This window comes from Sagittula sp. SSi028 (assembly GCF_048553715.1).
In the GTDB taxonomy this organism is placed as follows: Bacteria; Pseudomonadota; Alphaproteobacteria; order Rhodobacterales; family Rhodobacteraceae; genus Sagittula.
On the sequence record NZ_JBLZNC010000016.1, the window covers coordinates 1 to 20,650 of the forward strand.

At 55.6% G+C, this 20,650-nt stretch carries 19 protein-coding genes; 10 read left to right on the plus strand and 9 right to left on the minus strand.

Features of this window, described 5'->3' with window-relative positions; translation table 11 throughout:
• The first annotated feature begins 270 nt into the window (after positions 1–270).
• Positions 271–477, plus strand: a complete 207-nt coding sequence (locus ACN5AZ_RS17790) for a hypothetical protein (protein ID WP_419430250.1) — start codon at positions 271–273, stop codon at positions 475–477.
• 94 nt (positions 478–571) lie between these two features.
• Here the strand turns inward: ACN5AZ_RS17790 and ACN5AZ_RS17795 are convergent, their stop codons facing one another.
• Positions 572–766, minus strand: a complete 195-nt coding sequence (locus ACN5AZ_RS17795) for a hypothetical protein (RefSeq protein WP_419430251.1) — start codon at positions 764–766, stop codon at positions 572–574.
• Between the two features lie 536 nt (positions 767–1,302).
• Here ACN5AZ_RS17795 and ACN5AZ_RS17800 point away from each other — a divergent pair.
• Positions 1,303–1,578: a type II toxin-antitoxin system RelE/ParE family toxin gene (locus tag ACN5AZ_RS17800; protein WP_419430252.1), complete on the plus strand. Its 276-nt coding sequence runs from the start codon at positions 1,303–1,305 to the stop codon at positions 1,576–1,578.
• Between the two features lie 9 nt (positions 1,579–1,587).
• Entirely contained in the window at positions 1,588–1,905 is a 318-nt protein-coding gene (locus ACN5AZ_RS17805) for a HigA family addiction module antitoxin (protein ID WP_419430253.1), read from the plus strand.
• Positions 1,906–2,157: 252 nt separating this feature from the next.
• On the opposite strand, the gene ACN5AZ_RS17810 is transcribed toward ACN5AZ_RS17805, so the two are convergent.
• Positions 2,158–3,069, minus strand: coding sequence for an AraC family transcriptional regulator (locus ACN5AZ_RS17810; RefSeq protein WP_419430254.1), 912 nt, complete (start codon positions 3,067–3,069; stop codon positions 2,158–2,160).
• Between the two features lie 158 nt (positions 3,070–3,227).
• Here ACN5AZ_RS17810 and ACN5AZ_RS17815 point away from each other — a divergent pair, with 158 nt between their 5' ends.
• Entirely contained in the window at positions 3,228–3,437 is a 210-nt protein-coding gene (locus ACN5AZ_RS17815) for a hypothetical protein (protein ID WP_419430255.1), read from the plus strand.
• A gap of 214 nt (positions 3,438–3,651) precedes the next feature.
• On the opposite strand, the gene glmM is transcribed toward ACN5AZ_RS17815, so the two are convergent.
• A complete protein-coding gene (gene glmM, locus ACN5AZ_RS17820; RefSeq protein ID WP_419430256.1) occupies positions 3,652–5,007 on the minus strand; it encodes a phosphoglucosamine mutase in 1,356 nt (451 codons plus the stop codon).
• A gap of 72 nt (positions 5,008–5,079) precedes the next feature.
• Entirely contained in the window at positions 5,080–6,897 is a 1,818-nt protein-coding gene (glmS, locus tag ACN5AZ_RS17825; protein ID WP_419430268.1) for a glutamine--fructose-6-phosphate transaminase (isomerizing), read from the minus strand.
• A 226-nt stretch (positions 6,898–7,123) separates the two neighbouring features.
• On the opposite strand from glmS, the gene ACN5AZ_RS17830 reads away from it, so the two are divergent.
• The 4 genes from ACN5AZ_RS17830 to ACN5AZ_RS17845 all read left to right on the plus strand — a co-directional run bounded on the left by ACN5AZ_RS17830 (position 7,124) and on the right by ACN5AZ_RS17845 (position 11,124).
• Positions 7,124–8,533: a mannose-1-phosphate guanylyltransferase/mannose-6-phosphate isomerase gene (locus tag ACN5AZ_RS17830; RefSeq protein WP_419430257.1), complete on the plus strand. Its 1,410-nt coding sequence runs from the start codon at positions 7,124–7,126 to the stop codon at positions 8,531–8,533.
• A gap of 79 nt (positions 8,534–8,612) precedes the next feature.
• Positions 8,613–10,004 carry a phosphomannomutase gene (locus ACN5AZ_RS17835; protein ID WP_419430258.1) on the plus strand — a complete coding sequence of 464 codons (1,392 nt, stop codon included), beginning with the start codon at positions 8,613–8,615 and terminating at the stop codon, positions 10,002–10,004.
• Between the two features lie 20 nt (positions 10,005–10,024).
• Entirely contained in the window at positions 10,025–10,354 is a 330-nt protein-coding gene (locus ACN5AZ_RS17840; protein WP_419430259.1) for a VanZ family protein, read from the plus strand.
• Positions 10,355–10,437: 83 nt separating this feature from the next.
• Positions 10,438–11,124, plus strand: coding sequence for a sulfotransferase family 2 domain-containing protein (locus ACN5AZ_RS17845; RefSeq protein ID WP_419430260.1), 687 nt, complete (start codon positions 10,438–10,440; stop codon positions 11,122–11,124).
• Between the two features lie 233 nt (positions 11,125–11,357).
• Here the strand turns inward: ACN5AZ_RS17845 and ACN5AZ_RS17850 are convergent, their stop codons facing one another.
• Positions 11,358–11,534: a hypothetical protein gene (locus ACN5AZ_RS17850; RefSeq protein ID WP_419430261.1), complete on the minus strand. Its 177-nt coding sequence runs from the start codon at positions 11,532–11,534 to the stop codon at positions 11,358–11,360.
• A 1,410-nt stretch (positions 11,535–12,944) separates the two neighbouring features.
• On the opposite strand from ACN5AZ_RS17850, the gene ACN5AZ_RS17855 reads away from it, so the two are divergent.
• Positions 12,945–13,301: a hypothetical protein gene (locus tag ACN5AZ_RS17855; RefSeq protein ID WP_419430262.1), complete on the plus strand. Its 357-nt coding sequence runs from the start codon at positions 12,945–12,947 to the stop codon at positions 13,299–13,301.
• A gap of 563 nt (positions 13,302–13,864) precedes the next feature.
• On the plus strand, positions 13,865–15,949 hold the full coding sequence (locus tag ACN5AZ_RS17860) for a calcium-binding protein (RefSeq protein WP_419430263.1): 2,085 nt from the start codon (positions 13,865–13,867) through the stop codon (positions 15,947–15,949).
• 435 nt (positions 15,950–16,384) lie between these two features.
• Here ACN5AZ_RS17860 and ACN5AZ_RS17865 read toward each other — a convergent pair whose 3' ends face one another.
• From ACN5AZ_RS17865 to ACN5AZ_RS17880, 4 genes are all read right to left on the minus strand, one after another.
• Positions 16,385–16,540 carry a hypothetical protein gene (locus tag ACN5AZ_RS17865; protein WP_419430264.1) on the minus strand — a complete coding sequence of 52 codons (156 nt, stop codon included), beginning with the start codon at positions 16,538–16,540 and terminating at the stop codon, positions 16,385–16,387.
• A gap of 1,941 nt (positions 16,541–18,481) precedes the next feature.
• Positions 18,482–19,135, minus strand: a complete 654-nt coding sequence (locus tag ACN5AZ_RS17870) for a hypothetical protein (RefSeq protein ID WP_419430265.1) — start codon at positions 19,133–19,135, stop codon at positions 18,482–18,484.
• The gene (locus ACN5AZ_RS17875) at positions 19,132–19,944 is read right to left on the minus strand and encodes a hypothetical protein (RefSeq protein WP_419430266.1); all 813 of its coding nucleotides are present in this window, start codon (positions 19,942–19,944) and stop codon (positions 19,132–19,134) included. The genes ACN5AZ_RS17870 and ACN5AZ_RS17875 overlap by 4 nt, the downstream gene beginning before the upstream one ends.
• Before the next feature lie 11 nt (positions 19,945–19,955).
• Positions 19,956–20,351: a hypothetical protein gene (locus tag ACN5AZ_RS17880; RefSeq protein ID WP_419430267.1), complete on the minus strand. Its 396-nt coding sequence runs from the start codon at positions 20,349–20,351 to the stop codon at positions 19,956–19,958.
• Positions 20,352–20,650 lie beyond the last annotated feature (299 nt).

The following is a 20,650-nucleotide window of genomic DNA, read 5'->3' on the forward strand; positions in this document are numbered from 1 at the left end:
AGCGCTGCGCCTGATAATTGGTATTATGTATTTGTGTTATATTATAACACTTTCTGCTTCCGCGCGTGCCATCTAGGAGGTTTTCAACGGCCGTTATACGGTGCATGTTGCACTCGGTCGTCATGTCGGCGCCGGTCGCGCGCCTGCCGATTGGCGCCTGCGGGGCTTAAGGAATTGTTAAGACCCTCAGACGATCACAGTTAACGCGGGCGCTTGTGAATTGGGGATGCAAGAAGCCGGTCATGCAAACCGGCCGGAAAGGCAGTGAGTATGGCGAAGCGCAAGATCCGTATCGTGCGGTGTAAGTGCAACTATGATCTCGCATTCGGGGCACATACCTGCCCGTATTGTTTTCGTAAAACGCCGCTTCACAACCGCTATTGGTTCTGGGCGTTGATTGGCGCGATCGGGCTGTTGGGAGGCACTGCCATTCTGCCTTCCCTGCTCGGGGCCGAGTTGGCAATGGCCGGACAATAGGATTGAAGGCGCATTCTTGATACGTCTCCAAGGGTATTGTCCGGGATCACCATCGCGGCGTGATCTTCGCTTTCCTTGATGCCTGCCTATCACTTCAAAAGGTCAGCGCGACAATTCCAAGAGCAGCCAGAATCGCGAGCTGTACTTTCAGAGATAAAAGCCAGCTGCCGTTGATGCGGTTGTGACGTTTAGGGTGCTGTGGCCGGTACCCGGTAGCTACCAAACTTTCTTTGAATGACGTGACCTTGCGTGGCGGAATTGACGGTTCGGATGGCTGAAATCCGGGCATGAAAATTCTCCAGTTTGTGTGCAAATGAGTTGGGTAAAACGAGAACGCTCTGAAAGTTTATATACAATGGTATATGCGCTAAATGTGGTTGAAATTTGGCAAAGTCCACCCGCAAAACGAGCGCGTCAGATGAAAGCTTCCTCTAAATGACTGCTGACGCAGCGCTTGGTTAAAGATCGGGCGGCGAGCCGTGCTTCTGAGGGCTGCGATCCTGAGGAGGCTTGGTGAGCAACCTAATACGGATGTGTTCGCGGCAGCTGGCACACCAACGTTGGGAGGTTTGCAAGGCGGCTCAATGAAGTGGAAAACACAGGCTACTTGGCGCCTTCGCTCGCGCACACCAGCATGATTTCCCCCTAAATGCCTGATTACATGAGGCGATTCCATTTATACGCTGTTGAGGGTATAAATGGTTATAAACCAGTATATTTCGTTATATTCGGCGCAAGCCTTCGGAAGCCAGTTTGACCTGCCACGGGATTTTTCCTCCACCTACGATTTGAGTCCGGCCCAACTTTGCTCTTCCATAAATCCATGTGTATGCAGACACTTTACACAAGCAGCTGAAAGTCCTCTGGGTAACCGGCAAGTTGAAGATCAATGCACGCATGCACAGCCGCATCTTACGTCGACTGGATGCGCTCGACGCCGCCACATCTCCCGAGGACATGAACCTGCCGGACTTCGACTTCCACAGCCTGCGGGGGAACACACCAACGCGCTACACCGTCCATATGAACGGCCCGTGGTGCATCACCTTCGAGTTCCGCGACGGCGACGCCTATGTGCTGGACTACGAGCAATATCACTAGAAGGCGAGGATGAGCCGCAACCCCAACCGCTGCCCGACGCATCCGGGCGAACTGCTCCGCGAGGATGTGATCCCCGCCACCGGAAAATCGAAAGCCGAAATCGCACGAATGCTCGGCGTGTCGCGCCAGCACCTGCACGACCTTCTGGCCGAGCGGAAGCCCGTCAGCCCGGAAGTGGCGGTACGACTTGCCAAGCTCTTCGGAAACGCGCCTCTGGTCTGGATCGGGATGCAGGGAGCTTATGATGCCTGGCACGCTACCCGCGAAGTCGATGTGTCTGCCATCCCGACATTGAGCGCTGCACCAGACAACTCGGCCACGGCCTAACCCTCACAGGCTGTAGTTATGCTCTCGGGTTCGGGTGGCATGACGCTCTTGATCTCGTTGGAGGTTTTCCGGCGTCTCCCACTCTGGGGGTGCGCTATCTGGTGTTTCCTGGTGAGCCTTCCTTGCGCTCTGTAGCAACGCCGCAAAGGCGGGAGTTGTATCCTACGCCTTGGGACCACCGGCCAGCGTCAATGGGAATAGACGTGAAGCAAGTCGGTCGGCGGTACCCGCTTCGCCGAGGTATGCCTGGCTTTATCCACCAGCCCTCTTCGCGAAAGCGCCAGGCGATATGCCTTCTTGCCGGACAAATGCCATTCCAAAGGTAATGGCGGACGCGTAGCCGATCCTCTCGGCGATCTCTGCATTGGTTAACCCACCTTGCCGAAGCAAGGTTTTGGCCACAGCCATGCGCCACTCGATGGCATATTCTTTTGGCGTGCGGCCAACCTGGCGGTGGAACCGTTCGAGAAAGCCGGAGCGGGACAAACCCGTCGTCTTGGCCAGTTGTGAACCGGAAAGGGAGCCGCCTCTTTCTGTGTGGATCCGTTGAAATGCACCTGAAAGCAAGGGGTCCGACAGACCGCGCAGCAGCCCCGGCGGCAGGGTCGCGACCGGTTCAGAGCGCAGGGCCTCGATCAAAAGAACCTCCAGTAATCGCTCGAGGATCACTCTGCGCCCCAGGCGGTTTGCGCGGGTTTCCTCATGGATCATCGACACCAGAGCCGTCAGGCGGTTTTGATCGGAAACATGGATTACTCCCGGCAGGAGAGACGCGAGAAGGCCTTGGGCCAGCGGATCAAAGTGGCAGCGCCCGACCAGGGCGCGCATATTGACGGGTGCTTCTACCGCGCCAAGCCGGCATTCTCCGGAGCCGGTCTCAAGAGACTGGCGAGACACATGAGGGGGCGGAGGCACCTCGCTTGAGATGATGAAGTCTTGCAGGTGTGGGATCAGCACGAAATCACCAGCCGACAGCGTAACCGGTTCACGCCCTGCAACGTGGAGACGGCACTGCCCTTCGCTCATCGCGCAGTAGAAAGGGGTGGCCGTGTCGCGCCCCTCCGCCATCCATTGGCCGCCCGCTTCGACCACTTTAGCGTTGGTGAGCGTCAGCTTGAATAAAGCCATGAAGCTGCAAAGTGGGTCTACGTCACTCTCGAGCATGAGTTTGGACGACCTATGACTAATTACAAATTTTTGCGCGCAAACAGATTGTCCCGTCTACCTTTGCGAAAAGCAAGATTGGGGAAAGTCCACGTGGGTCAATCTGCGTCTCAAATTGGTTTTGGCACAAAGCAGATGCACTTTTTAATCATGAGGCCGTGAAACCCCGTACCTTGGAAAAGGTCGATATTCGCGCGACCGTAGATCTGGTCCTCGGTCTAGCCTTCGAACCAGGTTTCAGTAACGGGCTCAACGAAGCAGAAGACAGGTTGCATGGTGTCTACGCGCACATGTCGCACACACTCGAGCGGTTGTCGGCACAGCGTGAGGAAGCCGTCGTCATACCGAGTTATACCTTGCCGGTATAATTCAATTTTGGACCATCTAAGCAATTGATTTTCATCAATATAGATTTTCCCGTGTGAACCAATTCCAGATTTTGAGAGTACCACCACCGTGGATGCAAATGACGCGGCCTCGGGTCCAGAGGACATGAACTTGCCTGGCTTTGCCGTTCACAGACTGCGAGGAGCGCATACCCAACGCGCGACACTGTGTATGTGAACTTCCCGTGTAAGCCGCTCAGCCTACGACCAGTGCCGCGCGCTCCACTTCGGCCACGATGTCATGGACCACTTGGTTCAGTAGCTGATCGTTTTCGCATTCCGCCATGACCCGAATAAGAGGTTCTGTGCCGGATTTGCGGATCAACAGGCGCCCATGGCCTTCTAGCTTTACTTCGGCATCTTTGATGGCGCGTTGCACATTGGTGGCATCCAATGGCGCCATACCGGCGTCAAAGCGGACGTTTTTGAGAAGCTGTGGCACGGGCATAAAGCTGCGAGCAAGTTCGGAGGCCTTGCGCTTTGACTGGACCATTTCGCGAAGGAACTGCAGGCCAGCCATCAGCCCGTCACCGGTTGTGGCGTAATCGGTCATCACGATATGGCCCGACTGTTCGCCTCCCAGATTGAAGCCGCCCTGGCGCATACGTTCTACCACGTAGCGATCGCCAACCTTGGTGCGTTCCAGCCGGAGCCCTTTGCTGTTCATGAAGCGCTCAAGACCAAGGTTCGACATCACGGTTGCGACCAATGCGCCGCCAGCGAGACGGCCTTCGTCAGCCCAGCGAGCGGCCAGCAGGCCCATGATCTGATCGCCATCAACCACCGCGCCGGTCTCATCGATCACAATGATACGGTCGGCGTCTCCATCCAGACAGATGCCAAGATCTGCTTTGTGAGCGCGCACAGCCTCCGCCGCCATCTGAGGCTTGGTCGAGCCGCAATTGGTGTTGATGTTCAAGCCATCCGGGCTGGTTCCCAACGGGATCACGTCAGCGCCAAGTTCCCATAGCACCTCAGGGGCGGTGCGATAGGCTGCTCCATTGGCGCAATCGACGACCACTTTGATGCCGTCGAGGCGCAAACCTGCAGGCAATGTGCCCTTCAGGCGCTCTTGATAGCGAAACCGACCGTCTTCGATCCGTTTGGCACGGCCGATGTTTTGTGGCTGTGCAGGCGCAACCCCGGCGGCGACCAGTGCCTCGATTTCCGCTTCCACCACATCAGACAGTTTGAAGCCGTCAGGGCCGAAAAACTTGATCCCGTTGTCTTCTGCGGGATTGTGGCTGGCCGAAATCATGACGCCCAGATCAGCACGCATTGAGGCCGTAAGAAGGCCCACTGCCGGTGTCGGCACAGGTCCGAGCAACAGCACGTTCATCCCTGTCGAGGTAAGGCCCGCGGTCAGCGCGTTTTCAAACATATAGCCTGACAGGCGCGTATCCTTACCAATCACGACACGGTGGACGCCATTGTGCTCGTTGCGAAAGTAGCGGCCTACGGCTGCGCCCAGTGAGACTGCCATGTCGACGGTCATGGGGTGGATGTTTGCAGTGCCGCGGACACCATCGGTGCCAAAAAGTTTGCGTGTCATTCAGGGTCTTCCATTAAACGTCGTACTTGGTCTTGCAAGGGGGCTGGAGAAGGTGGCGAAGATTGCCGGCCCTCACTCCACAGTCACCGATTTGGCTAGATTGCGTGGTTGGTCGACGTCCGTGCCGCGCGCAATAGCGGTATGGTAGGCGAGCATTTGTGCAGGAACGCTGTAGACGATTGGGGTGACGGGGTCGCGAACCTCGGGCATTGCAATCGTGTAGAGGGCCTCTGCTTTGGTGGCCTCGGACATGTCGCTTGAAACCATGACGATGTCCCCATGACGGGCCATGACCTCTTGGACATTCGATAGGGTTTTTTCGAGCAACTCGTTGTCTTGGGCAAACACAACGACAGGCAGGTCTTTTTCAATCAGTGCGATGGGGCCATGTTTAAGCTCACCTGCCGCGTAAGCTTCAGCATGAATGTAGCTGATTTCCTTGAGCTTGAGCGCCCCCTCCAGCGCGATCGGGTACATCTCTCCACGCCCCAGAAACAGCACATCTTTGCTGCTCGCGAGATGGCTGGCGATCTCGGCATAGATATCCTGCTGGCCCAGGGCTTGCTGGACCAGACCGGGCGCTGCCTCGATGTCCTCGAAGATTTCTGCGAGATAAGCGGGATCGATCGTCCCGCGATCCTGCCCGGCTTTGGCCGCCAAAATCAGCAAAGTCATGAGTTGCGCGGTAAAGGCCTTTGTCGATGCCACCCCGATTTCCGGCCCTGCGAGAATGGGTACGGTCACATCGGCTTCCCGGGCAATCGAAGAGGTGGGCACGTTGACCACGGCAATAGACTTGAACGCTGCTGCATTTGCATGTCGCAGGGCGGCCAGCGTATCGGCGGTCTCACCTGATTGGCTGACGACCACGAGCATGTCATTCGGCCCGATCACCGGATTGCGGTAGCGGAACTCTGACGCAATATCGATCTCGACGGGCAGACGGGCCAGTTTTTCGAACCAGTATTTGGCGACGTGGCACGCGTAATGGGCTGTGCCACAGGCCACCATGATAACACGGCCTACATTTGAAAACGCAACACCTTCAGGGAGGTGGAAGCCGGTGTTTTTTTTATCAAGATAAGTGGAGATGATCCGCGAGAGCACATCGGGCTGCTCTGCCATCTCTTTTTCCATAAAATGCCGGTATCCACTTTTTTCAGCGGCCGCTTCCGCCAGCTCGACACGGGAGGTCGCGCGTACGACTGCATCACCACTTTCGTCATAGATTGTCAGAGAATTGCGGGTGATTTCCGCCCAATCGCCATCTTCGAGATAGGTCAATTTGCGTGTCAGCGGGGCAAGTGTGATGGCGTCCGACCCTACAAACATCTCCCCTTCCCCATGGCCAATGACCAAGGGGGAGCCTTTACGGGCGGCAATCAACAGATCAGCATCTGCCTCGAACAGGAACATCAAGGCAAATGCGCCTTCAAGTCGCTTTAGAGTTTCTTGTGCGACGTCTTTCGGGGCCAGCCCCTGTGCATGATAGCTGTTGGCGAGCTGCACAATCACTTCGGTGTCTGTCTGCGAGGAGAACACGACCCCTTCAGCTTCCAGCTCGGCACGCAGCTCCCGGAAGTTCTCGATAATGCCGTTGTGAACCACTGCAATCGGACCGGCTTGATGAGGGTGGGCATTGGCCACCGTGGGCGCACCATGGGTGGCCCAGCGTGTATGGCCGATGCCCGCAAAGCCACGCAGTGGCTCGCGGACCAGAAGGTCTTGCAGATTGATCAGCTTGCCTGTCGCGCGACGCCGGGCCAGCGTTCCTTCATGGACAGTCGCAATGCCCGCGCTGTCGTAGCCGCGGTATTCGAGACGCTTCAGAGCATCCAGAACAATTGGTCCCACCTCGTGAGATCCCAGGATGCCAACAATACCACACATATAAAAACCTCCAGAACGACGCACAGCGGGGTTTATCCGGAAGAGACTAGAAAACACAGCCGAAACCCTTGATGGGAATTTTTCGGTATTTTCGGCTGCTTGCTCAAAAGTGTTACGCTTGTGCCGTAGCTGTCTGGAATTGAGCTTGTTTGGCTGGCCAATGATGATGACCACTGTCTAGTATTGGCATAGATTTTTATAAGAACTTTTCCCGAGGGGGTCTGCGATGATTTTTCCTGTTTTGCTCTGTGGTGGCTCCGGCACACGACTTTGGCCGCTGTCACGCAAATCATATCCCAAGCAGTTTGCGGATGTGATTGGTGAGCACAGCTTGTTTCAGGCGTCCGCCTTGCGGTTCCAAGGAGACGACTTTGGGGCCCCGCTCGTGGTTACGGGGGATGCCTTTCGCTTCATTGTCACCGAACAGCTGGCGGAAGTAGGGATCACCGAAAGCGGGATCCTGATCGAGCCCGAAGGGCGCAACACAGCGCCCGCGGCTTGTGCAGCGGCTTTGGCGGCGGTGCGACAAAACCCCGATGCAACCATTTTGTTATGTCCCGCGGACCATGTGATCAAAGATGCGGACGCCTTCCGCGCAGCGGTGCTGCAGGGAAACAAGGCCGCGCAGGACGGCCAGATCGTAACCTTCGGTATTGCGCCCACCCGTGCGGAGACCGGCTATGGCTGGCTGGAAACCGGATCGGAGGCTGATGGGGTCTACCAGCTCGAACGCTTCATTGAAAAACCCGACACAGCGCGTGCGGAAGAGTTGTTCTCGGATAAGCGCTATCTGTGGAATGCCGGCGTGTTCCTGGCCCGCGCACAGGTGCTGATCGATGCATTTGAAACCCATGCCCCGGAGATCCTCGAACAGGTTGGCAAGGCTATGGATGCCGCGACCCACGATCTGGCCTTCACGCGTATTGATCCCGAGCTTTGGGCGTCTGTGCCTGATGACTCGATCGATTACGCGGTGATGGAAAAGGCGTCCAACCTGTCGGCGGTGCGCTTTGATGGCCACTGGTCTGACCTGGGCGGCTGGGAAGCGGTCTATCTGGAATCCGGGCGTGATGAGAATGGCAATGCGGTCTCTGACCATGCCACGGCGCTTGATTGCCAAAACAGCCTGCTGCGGGCCGAAGATCCCGATCAGGAGCTCGTTGGTATTGGTCTGGACAACATCGTAGCCGTCGCCATGCGGGATGCGGTCATGGTCGCGGATATGTCCAACGCGCAGAACGTCAAAAAGGCGGTGCAGGTGCTCAAAGCCCGCGAGGCCAAACAGGCCACGCAGCTGCCCGTCGATCACCGTCCCTGGGGTTGGTTCGAGACATTGGTTCTGGCGGATCGCTTTCAGGTCAAACGCATCCACGTCCACCCCGGGGCTGCGCTATCGCTGCAAAGCCACCACCACCGCTCCGAGCACTGGATTGTGGTGCAAGGCACAGCCAAAGTGACGGTGGATGAAGAGGTCAAACTCGTCACAGAAAACCAGTCCGTCTACATCCCGCTGGGCGCGGTTCACCGCATGGAAAACCCCGGCAAGGTGCCAATGGTGCTGATCGAGGTGCAGACCGGCAGCTATCTCGGTGAGGATGACATCATTCGCTACGAAGACGTCTACGCGCGTAGCTGAACGGCGGAACTGCAACACTGCTGCTCGCACACCCCTCTCTCCGGGGGTGGCGGTGTCTTTATAATAAGGATGAAGCGTTATGGCGCCAAAGTTCGGAACAAGCGGCTTGCGTGGTCTGGTGGTCGAACTCACCGAAGAGCTTGTCACAGATTATGTCCGGGCCTTTCTCGCGGCCTGCACCTATGGCGATGAGGTCCATGTAGGCTGGGATCTGCGGCCTTCCTCGCCACAGATTGCAGCCTGGGTTCTGGATGCTTTGCAAGACGCAGGCGTGCCTGCGGTCAGTTGCGGCCCCCTACCAACACCTGCACTGGCGCTCTCGGCCCTGCGCGTCGGCGCTGGTGCGGTGATGGTGACAGGCTCCCATATCCCCGCTGACCGGAACGGGCTGAAGTTTTACGTCCCCACCGGTGAGATTACCAAGGCAGATGAAGTGGCTATCCAGAGTGCCTTGGGCCGCCCGGCATCAGGACTGAGTGCAGGCTGTCGCAGTGTCGCGGCGGCCGAGAGTTATGTCGCACGCTATGTCGCCGCATACGGCACCTGCCTGACAGGGCTGCGGGTGGGCGTGTACCAGCACTCCTCCGTGGCGCGTGATCTGATGATGGATGTGTTTGAAGCGCTCGGGGCCACGCCGGTGGCGATCGCACGTTCGGACAGCTTTATTCCCGTGGATACGGAAGCTTTGGACCCGGAAACCAAAACGCTGTTTGCGGGGTGGTTCGAGGCGCATGCCTTGGATGTGCTGGTCTCGACGGATGGAGACGCGGATCGACCCATGGTGGTTGATGATGCGCAGCGTGTGGTGCCTGGTGATGTGCTAGGCGCGATCACCGCACAGGCTTTGGGGGCTCACCACGTTTGCACACCTGTGTCTTCGAACACGATGATCTCGGATGCGCGCTTCGGGTTTGACCGTGTGGCGCTGACGCGCATCGGCTCGCCGTTTGTGATTGCGGCGATGGAGGAGGCCCTCGCAGAAGATCCTGATGTACGTGTCGTGGGCTATGAAGCCAATGGCGGGTTCCTGCTTGGCTTTGAAGCCGAGGCGCCTGCGGGGCCCCTCTCACCGCTGATGACCCGCGACTGCCTGCTGCCGATCATTGCCCCGCTTGCGAAGGCTGTCGCACAGGGACGTAAGTTGTCCTCTCTCGTAGACGCCCTGCCCCCGCGCTTTACGGCAGCCGACCGTTTGCAAGGCATCGAGACCGACCGGTCAAAAGCCTTTATTCGAGAGCTGTCCGAGAGTTCCGAGGCCCGTGCCGACTTCTTCGAAGAGATCGGGTTTGGGGAGCTGGCGCTTGATACCACCGATGGCCTGCGGCTACGGTTTGTGTCCGGAGACATCGTGCATCTGCGCCCCTCAGGCAATGCTCCCGAGTTCCGCTGCTATGCAGAAGCCGACACACGGGAAGTCGCGGAAACTTTAGTCGACCAGGTTCTGAGCAAGGTATACGCCACCTTGCAATGAAACCATTCTCTCTGGCTCGCGTGAGCCTCGCCCTGACGGTTCTGCTCGGCATCGTGATCGCAGCTTTGACACTGACCAAACTGCCCGGCGGTGTAACCGGCGGGCATGACAAGCTGTACCATGCCATTGCTTTCGCGGCTTTGGCATTGCCTTTGCCGGTGGTGCGCCCTCGCCTGACGCCTTGGGTGCTGCTGATTGCAGTGGGCTACGGAGGGCTGATTGAGGTCATCCAGCCCTGGTTTGGCCGCCAGGCGGACTGGATGGACCTCGTCGCAGATGCTGTGGGCGCCACAGCGGGTGCCGGAATCGGATATGCCCTTGCCAGATTGCGATACCGCGCAGTGGCGTGACAAGGCTTTCGCATTGAAACAATCCTCGGTAGAAATTTGAAAAGCAATTTATGATCAGAGCTCCCGAAAGGTGAAAACCGGTTATGTGTGTTGAACTGCCTCAGTTGCGTATCGTTTATATGCCGATCCCCAAGGCGGCCTGCTCCTCGGTCAAGGCGGCATTGGCCAGCATTGACGAGAACAGCCCGATCACTTTGGAAGATATTCAGAACAATGATCTCGTGGTGCATGAGCACTACAAAACCAGCCGTCACCGCCCCCACCGCTGGGAGCCCTATTGCGACGGCACATGGTGGCGGTTTTCCGTCGTCCGTGACCCTTTGAAACGGCTTCTGTCCGTTTATACCAACCGGGTCGTTGCGCTGCGCGAGCTGCACAACAGTCGCCGCATCCGCGCCCAAAGCGCCTTGACGCCGGACCCCGATCCCGACTTCTTCTTTCAGAACCTCAAGGAATACATGGCGCTGTCGTCATCCATCAAACACCATGCTTTGCCCGCATGGCTGTTTATCGGTCCGCAACCGATCAATTTCGACAGAATATACCGCACGGACGAGCTAGGCCTTCTGGCCGATGATCTGTCTGAGAAGGCGGGCAAGCAGGTGACCATTCCAAAGCTCAACAAAAGCGAGAAATCCCTGGAGATCGGGGACTTGAATGCAAAAACGGTCGATTTTCTGCGTGAACACCTCGCGCCGCAATACGAGCACCTGAGCGACTATTACCGTAATCCCTTCGAGAAAAGGTCACGGAGCGTCAGCGTGACTTGACGCTCTAGAATGAAATTGCATTCACAGACGCTACGAAGTGAGGTCATCCAGCCCTGGTTTGGCCGCCAGGCGGAGTGGATGGACCTCGTCGCGGATGCAGCGGGCGCCACAGCGGGTGCCGGAATCGGATATGCCCTTGCCAGATCGCGATATTGCACGCTCTTCCCAAACACACCCATGCTCGTGCCAAGGATAAACGTGCCTCCTTCTCATAACGCCAACTAAAAAGCGCATCAGGCAATGGAGGAGCTGGACTCCTTTTGATCGTCTCGTTGCTTGGCACGATCAATATCTTCCTGCGCGAGTGCGCTGAACAGTGGCGCAGCAGCGGCAATGCCCCGCAATTGGTGCTCTTTTGCGTACTGTTCGATCTCATCAATTAAACGGATGATCCATTCATGCTGAGACATACTCCGTATCCTTTCGTTGTCGCCTCGGCGCGACGCAGCAGCGCCGTCTTCTGATTGAATAGCTCTATAAAATTCGTGGGTTTTTACCGGCTCGAACGCTTTCTATTGTTCGGCGGCCTTTCATGGCTCTGGCCGTCATGAAAACATTGTCTTTACATTTTGACTTCGGTTGGTTCGGCACACTAAGGGCCGAGGACTTAAATAACAGTTAACACACCCAAAGTGCATGCCGATATCAAGTAAATAAATTATCATTTAAATAATGATAATTTATTTAAACGCGTTTGAGGTAGTCGGGTGCAGATTGAAGCGAGCTCACTCAACCAAAGAGTGTATTTCATTTGGCGCGCCAAAGCGAGCAATCAACCGAAGGGCGAGATGCATCCTAGCCTGGCCTGCTACGCACATGGCAGCGATTAGCATTTCCGCTTGCCAAAAACATGACTGCGCGCCGTCACACTAACCCTCAGAATATACTACCATTCTAGCGGTACAGATAGATTTTAACCCCAATTTTGCGAGGAAACCCGAATCATTCCAGGGGCATTCGGACTGCAACTTTGCGTTTGGAAGAGGTTCAGCCGCTCGAATGTATAGCTGAATCCGGCAAAGGTATAAGTCGGGCTTAAAAAAATCATCACTCTCCTTTAAGTATATTTTGTTGATGTATCATCCGCTTGCGGTCCGGAAAGCTGGCTCGCGCTTGGTCAGAATTTGGCGCGCGTAAAATCTACTATTGATTGAACGATCAACGCTGGCTACCGATGTAGGCCTGCGAGGCGAGTTTATTTCGTCGGTTACCTTCATCATTTTAACAGGCAGTGTGAGACACCATGTCGACGAAAGTTATCTCTGAAAAAATGGCACACAGCTGCCTGACACTCTTTGTGCTCCAGACAATTGGGCAGATCTTCGCATGGGTATACCTCAGGGACTCCTTCACGTTCCCAGAGGTTTTCGACATCGTCACCCTTGTGCTATGCGCGGCAAACTTTTGCTTTATCTCCGCGATCTATTACTCAATTCGTGTGGATATTGTGATTGAGACGCTGACCGGTCGCGCACCACGATGAGCCTCGTTGACTGACGGCAGCAACAGCGCGCTGAAGACCGTTTCCCACTAAATATGTAGCGCTTCAGATATTCGCTACATGGTTGGCTCGGTGGACAAAGGTGCTTTGGTCCAAGGTCTTCTTTGCACTGCCCTATCGGCTGGTCCGGTTTGAATGGTTGGTGCATCGTAGGCCCGCTGGATTTTAGCCGGCGCGCCGCAATTACAAATGCGCTTGAGCTGACCCCGCCCTCAGGCTCACGCCACATGTCGTAAAGCTTCATCGCTCTGCAGACGGCTACTGACAAACATTCTTCGGCATCATTCCAAGCGCGATGGGTCCTAACTGTAAATCAACGTTGAACCGGATCGCGACCAACGCGGCAAACGCAGCATATGGGGGGCGCGGCACGATTAGGCGCACCCTCTATCTGGCAGCACTCACCGCAAGCAGGTTCAACTCGCGGCTCAAGGCCTTCAAGGCACGTTTGCTTGCGGCTGGAAAAGATAGGAAGCCGGCCATCGCCTCTTGCGCGCGAAAACTCCTGACCGTGCTCAACGTGATGATCAAAACCGGAACGCCCGATCAAGACTCCGCCGCCTGGAACACATTTGCCCCTCAGGAATTGGAGCCTCCGCCAAACCCGGGGCGGTTGACTGGGCGTTTTGAAGGCCGAAGGCGTTACAGCCCGCCAGGTGCCCCCAAGCTCAAGTGAAGGCGTTTGCGCAGAGTCGGGACACACACGCCAAGGCAGAACGGATCGATGCAGAACCAATCGCCCACTTCTTTGCATTTCGGCGCTAAGCACGCCGCAGTCTTCACACGGAAACCATACGCCTTCACAGTACCTTGACGTCGAAATGAGCTCAGTTGGTCGAAATGCGTAAACGGCTTTCGGCCCAAATGCGCGCACACTAAAAACTGAGCGCCACCGCGATGCTCGGGGCCGTCGACACCCAGTTGAAGCAACGATTTGAAAGCATGATCAAGGAGCTGGACGACGAGATCAACAGGGCTGCGGCAAGCGAGGTTAATCTGTCTGATATTCTATTGAACTGCACTCTATCACGGGGATCGGCCCGGCTACCAGGAAGCTGGTTATGGTCGCAAATCCGCTATGCAAGCGGTCAAAATATGTGCGGCTCCGAATACCTGACATATATAGTGCTATTTAAACAGCCTCCGTCGCCGTGCCGCAGATGCGCATAGGTTGTTTTGCCTGTTGACTTCAATTCTAGGTATATACCAAGGTAGACCTGTCAACCTATGGGGCTTGTTATGCCAATATTTGAATTTAGCGGAACAGGTCCGCACGGTGGTAGCGACCAAAACGATACGATTACTTCTATAGCAGAAGGAGACGGACAGATTCATCTGTGGGGCAACGGTGGCGATGACGAAATCACACTGGACTTCACGGTCTATGGCAGCGACACTTACAATCCAAGTTACCCTCGCCAATGGTGGTACGGCGGTCACCATATATATGGAGATGGTGCATCAGGTGGCGGTGGTTCAGACGACTTCAACTTCACGAACCTGTCCAATATTCAGGGAATCACAGTTGGAAGGTTTGAGGATCTCGACCTTTCCCGTGACACCATCCGGATCGAAGGTATCAAGATCGACCTTTATCATGGGGCCGGCTCTGCGGGCGGTTATCAGTGGAAGGTTGTGAACTGGGACACCGATCCAAACGATGCCGCCACAGGGACGCAGCAGTGGCTAGTGATCAACACGAATGGCGGCATTCTCTTTTATGCTTTGGAAGGTGCGCGAATAATCACATCTGGAGCTGGTGGATCAAATAACGATAATCAAGAGCGACACTTTATCCATTTCAGCAACTTGCCTACCGATTTAAATGGGCAACCTTCAGAAAGTTCTGTTTGGGACTTGCCTGCCACTTCCTATATTGATCCGGTTAATTACATTCCAATTGAAGACGACGATGGCATTCCATATGTCGCAGACAATGGAGGGCTTTATCTGAATGATTATGATCAAGTGCGAAGCGACCTGAGCGCAGGTATAAACGGCACAGGCTATGGTGACGTTATTGCTGCCGGGATCAACGACGATACCGTGACTGCTCAAAGCGGCGATGACACCGTATGGGGCGGCAGCGGTAATGATTCTATAGATGGAGGCAGCGGCGCTGACCTGTTGTACGGGAACTTAGGTCAGGACATTCTGCTGGGCGGTGCCGGCGCCGATACACTTTCGGGCGGACAGGAGAACGACACTTTGACCGGCGGTACCGGTGCAGATTTATTTGTATTTTCTGGAAGCGGAGTAGACGTGATCACCGACTTCGATGCAAGCGAAGGTGACCAGTTAGAATACAATGGTACGATCGTCGATCCCGAGACCACCTCGTACAGCACTGCGATGAACAACGGTGACTTATGGATCACCTTTAACGAAGCAGTCCGCGTTGCTCTGCAACATTACAACGCGCCTGCCAGCCCTGCAGCCCCTGCCGATATTAACGTTAACGTGATTGACGCAACCACCGTAACGGGGCGCATAGATGGCACATCAGGCAACGACAGCATAATTGGTGGTAATGGAAATCAAGATCTGCGCGGAAATGCGGGTAATGACACGCTTATAGACGGCGAGGGGTCGGACGTACTGCGCGGCGGCACGGGCGCAGATGTCTTCGTCTTGGTAGCCGATGGAAATCAAGATCGTATTAATGGCTTTGAATTTGGCGAAGACCTAATCGATATCAGCGCCTGGGGCGTTACCTCTGCTGACCAATTGACGATGGAAGTTGCCTACAATCACGGCGAATGGCACGGACGCAGCTATATCTATTACCGAGATGAGACGATCCGTTTAGATGGCTTCAATCAGGTGGAACTTGATCAACTTTCTGACGCGGATTTTGTGTTTGGATCCGGTGCCGCTTCCGACCCCGGATCTAACACAGCCCCCCCCTCGCAGATCAACGTAATCGACGCTACCAACGTGACGGGGCGTATCGATGGCACCTCGGGTGATGACAGCATGGTCGGTGGCGATGGGAGCCAGGATCTGCGCGGGAGTGCTGGTAATGACACGTTGATTGATGGCGAGGGACCCGACGTACTGCGCGGCGGCACGGGCGCGGATGTCTTCGTTTTGGTAGCCGATGGAAATCAGGATCGTATTACCGATTTCGAAATCGGCGAAGACCTGATCGACCTCACCGATTGGGGCTTAAGCAGTATCGACCAATTAACAATGGAAGTCGGCTACAACCATGGAGAATGGCACGGGCGCAGCTATATCTACTACGAGGACGAGATAATTCGGATGGACGGGCTTAACCAGATTGAACTTAATCAGCTTTCCGACGCAGACTTTATATTCTGATCGCTCAACAATAGCTCCCGCGCTCTCAAGAGTGCCGGAACACCGCGCCTTACCGGCGATGGCATTTACCTGCCAAGGTAGGCGCGCTTTTCTAATCTAAACGCCTCGTCGCTCAAATTAAGGTAAGATCGCATGTCTTTTTCCAACAGCGCGCTGAAGACCGTTTCCCACTAAATATGTAGCGCTTCAGATATTCGCTACATGGTTGGCTAGGTAGACAAAGGTGCTTTGGTCCAAGGTCTTCTTTGCACTGCCCTATCGGCTGGTCCGGTTTGAATGGTTGGTGCATCGTAGGCCCGCTGGATTTTAGCCGGCGCGCCGCAATTACAAATGTGCTTGATCGGACCCTGCCCTTAGGCTCGCGCCCGCTTCTCACGCCACATGTCGTAAAGCTTCATCGCTCTGAAGACGGCTACTGACAAACATTCTTCGGCATCATTCCAAGCGCGATGGGTCCTGACCGCTTCTGTGGTCCCGGCTTTTGAACAACGCCAGATGGCGCTCGAACTCCTCCAGGGAAAATCCGGCTTCATCAAATGCGCCCTGTACGCCAAGCGCAGTGGTCAATTGTACGCGCTCCTTGAGGTTCATGAACCGTGTACGTTCCCGAAAGTAGGCCAACCTGTTCATCTTACTCGGTCCATCTCTGCTCCATCGCCACAACCCTAGCGGTGCAGAGCCTAATAATTGGTAAAGGCGCGGTGCAGGTTGTCAGGCATAGTCACAGGCGCAGACGTGTACTTGACTGCCCCCCTGCCTGCTTCGTGTCGGAAGCCCGATCAATGCGAGTGGCGTTTAACCTTGAATTAACCCACCCCGCGTAAACATGACTGCCATGGACTGGGTCACAGTTACCCCTCCATAAATTCCAAGCACACCGGGTAAACGCCGGTGAAGCAGGTGGCTTCGCATCTCATCGTCCCCAACCACTGCGAGGTCACCTGCAAGCCGAGCACAGCAAAAACTGAATCGCTCAAATTACAGGCGTTTCCGCGAATGATTTTCTGCACCGCAGCTATCTTAACCTTTTGTTAACTATTCTCCTTAAAGATGACTTCCGCGAAGTTTCCCCCGAAACTTTCGTGAACCCAGGCACCGATTAATTCCCGGTGACGCAGGTGGCCCTGTTTCTTGCTGCCCTCAGCCATTGTCAGGGCCACCTGCACTACCCCCTGCCCCGCTTTTGTTTGGTTACAACACCCCTTCGATAGGCACATGCCTGGATGCCCGATTTGAGCCAAGCAACGGACTTGGTGCTGATTGAACACGCCGCACATTGTGGGTGCGTGGAGGTTCAGAGAAGCAACCTGTGCGGAAATCATTCCAAGACGTCGCGGATCTTCATAAAATATTAACCATAGATCCCTGATCGTGGACTCTGCAAAGGGCGTCCCCAAGCTCCCTTCGCAACTCCACGGCCCCGATTGGCTCGGTCGTGCAGGTGGCCTCTTTTTCCTTGTCCCAAGTTGTGAGAGGTCACCTGCTACTTCTATCCGCACTTTGGATACGGATATGCACCTCCAAAGTTGCTACGGGGAATTCGCGTCCTTGGCTATGCTAAGGCTTTGCATCCTGTAAGCCTTACAAGCATCTGTTATAATGAGGCTTTATACTCTCGCAGAGCGCCCGCTCACATGGCTCTGTGCATGCTTGCCCGTCCTAACGGTCTCCACCAATTGCACCTATGTGCCCACAATTGAGGCGCTGACACATCTAAGCCTGCCTCAATTGTTGATATGTTAACTTAACGTTAACCGAATCGGTTATCCTTACCAATGTCTAAACATAGTTTCTAACCCGCTGTGGGCAGACACCCCTGTGATCATAGGTGAAGCAGGTGGTCCCTCGTTTATTTTGATGTGGGGGCCACCTGTAGCTTCCCGTCGGGCCCGACCTCCGAAATAATAACCGTGAGTAATGCTCTTCACGCTTGTTTGCGGTCACACTTTTATATTGCAGATACCAGTCACATATCAGACAGTTAACGGGCGTCCGGGTCGACCTGGATGCCTTTGTTTGACTTAGGCATGTTCACTTTGAAGTTTTGAATAGCAATTGCATCAGTTCCCCCCCGTAGACCGGACTTATGCCACTCACGGCTCTTAATGCCGCTGGGCCTTGTTGCGGTGGTAATCGCACAAGTGCCCGGCGGCATTTTCATCAACATCTCGATGTAAGCCCTCAACATTCCAAAATTCGTGCATCACTGCCGCGCCGCAGATCGCCACTCTGCTCTCCAAGGAGAGCATAATGTCGAACTACAGCGTTGCGAGCACAGACCAGCTGGCCACCGGTCGTTACGTGCAGAATGACCACTTTGCCGCGAATGCCTCGTAGGCCGTGAACGTCGACTTTGCGGGGCATGACGGTGTGATGGACGGATTTGCGGATGCCGCGGAAAGCCTGGGCTCAATCACTTCCGCTATCCCGGAGGTGTCAATTTTGCATGCCTGTTCACAGGCGTGCGTATCGAATTGGCTGACTATAACCGTGACCAGCTCTCCGAAGGCATGCTGATCGTGTAATCCTTTGCTATGGCTCGGTGGCCTGTTCAATCGTAAGCCAGATGCCGCAGCGTTCAAGGCCAGACGCTGACCTGCGGTAGTTCGCGCTGCCCTCGCGGCAGTGTTCCGCAAGCGTGCGGTCGATGTCGCCATTAAGGCGCTGCAGCTTGCGCCATGTCGCAGCATCTGGCTCCTGTGCGAGAGCTGCATACTCCCCGCCATGTTGTACCGCGTACCGGTGTCCCAAAAAGAACCCCGCCCCCACGGCCAGCACTGCAATGGCCAGCCCCGCGCTGCACAGCACCCGCGCGGCCCGCACCACATGGAGGCGTTCAAGCTTGGGAAAGCTGTCATCCAGAGTGCCCTCAACGGCACTCCGGACATCTTGTGCTACAAGCTTGCGGGCGTCTGTAAGGTGACGCTCATTGCAGGCAACCAATTTGTCCTCAATGATTTTGGTGGCCTCGTTCACCTTGGCGGGCATGCCCTTCACCAAATCGCTGTGCTTTTGCAACCGGTATTGCAGTATCACATCGCTTGCGACCTGCAGGCTGATGGGGTCATCCGCGGAACAATTGGCCCCGTCCATCCGGTCCCAGATTGCTTTACGCAGCTGTGCGGGCAGCCCCGGGTAAGTGTCCAAATAGCGATCCAGACGGCTGGGCTTGGGTGTCGGGATCATATCAAGCCTGCCGCCGTGCGCACCGGTGTGGTCAACTGGCCCGCAAAATCTTTGGTGAACATCAAGATGCGCTGCTGTTCGATCAAGGTCAGGCGGGGGTCTGATACCGCGTCTCCAAAAGGCTTCTGGCACGATTTGACCAGCGACATTGTCCGCTCTTTGAGGGCCGGCAGGTCCAGCTCCTGGCCGCCGGCTGCATGGAGGCGTTCGCGGATCTGCCCTCCGCGCAGCTCTCCTGTCGCATCATAATAGCCATACCAATGCGGAAACGCCTGATCGTCCCGCCCACCCTGACGGTTCAACACTGCCATATGACGGCAATAGGTGCTGAGATCGCCAAGGTTTTGCGTCATGTCGAGGTGGCGCTCCACGGAGTCGGTGGTGCTTTTGTCGGGCGTTACGAGGTGCCAGAAGACTGCACAGGCATCACACTCGCGCAACGTCTGGAACAGATTGGCAAAGCTGCCATGGTCATCGAAGAGGCGCTGCATGTCGACCAGCGCTCCGCCCGCCACATCATGCACGATATGCTTGGCTTCACAGCCGAGCGAGTTAATCAGCGTGTCACGGCTTGTATCGCGGATGTTGTAGCTCTGAACCCCGATCAGAGGATCCTGCGGCTTCACCATCTGGCCATCTGCATCGCGCGTTGCATGCATGTCGCTCAGAGAGCCAATGGCGCCATCCGCATCAAAGGCAGCCACGCTCACATGTTCCGAGCGCAAACAATCCAGCAGGGCGCAGCCGAAGGTGCTCTTGCCGCCGCCGCCCTTCAGCGACGTTGTGATATGCAAGTATTTTGAAAACATCCCACCACTCCTTAGAATTTGTCGCCGGACGGAGGCAGCATGAAGGGCTGACCGCCAGGGATCGGCATGCGCAGCTTCGATGCTGCGCGCTTCTTGGCGGCGCGATCGCGGGCGGCTTTGGTCATCTGCGCGCTCACGTTACGGTGGATCTGCTCGTCGCTCACCTCTCCTTGTGAGGTGGCAGAGAGTGCATCCACCGCAGTGCCGATCATGCCCATGTAATTGCGCAGCGTGCCTTCCGCGATATGCACCCCTTCCTGCGACAGCAAGTCTGCCAGATCCGCCCAGCTGTGGCCCTGCATGCGCTGCTTGGAAAGCACCGCGCGCGCCTCAATGATCTTGGAAATAGTGGGCTTCGTTTTATTCTTCGGCTTTGCCAATGCGCGCACCTCCAAGCGCTCGCTCAATGACAGCTCCTTATTCTCTTCTACTGCCTGTGTATTCATCTCGATATGTGCCTTCAATTGATCTTTTGCAGGTCAAACTTACTTGAGGTTCGCGACATAACCAAATGACTTTAAAGTGGTTTTGCGTTTTCACAAAAATCGGGTATAGGCTGAAAGAAAAAATGCGAAAAAGTTTTTCGCAACGCCCCCCGAAAATCCGGATTTTATACCAAAAGCGTTTAATTGCAGTGTTAAAGCCGTGCAAAAACCATACGGCTTTTGTGTAGTCTCAGGCGAAAATCCGGATAATTTATATGCGG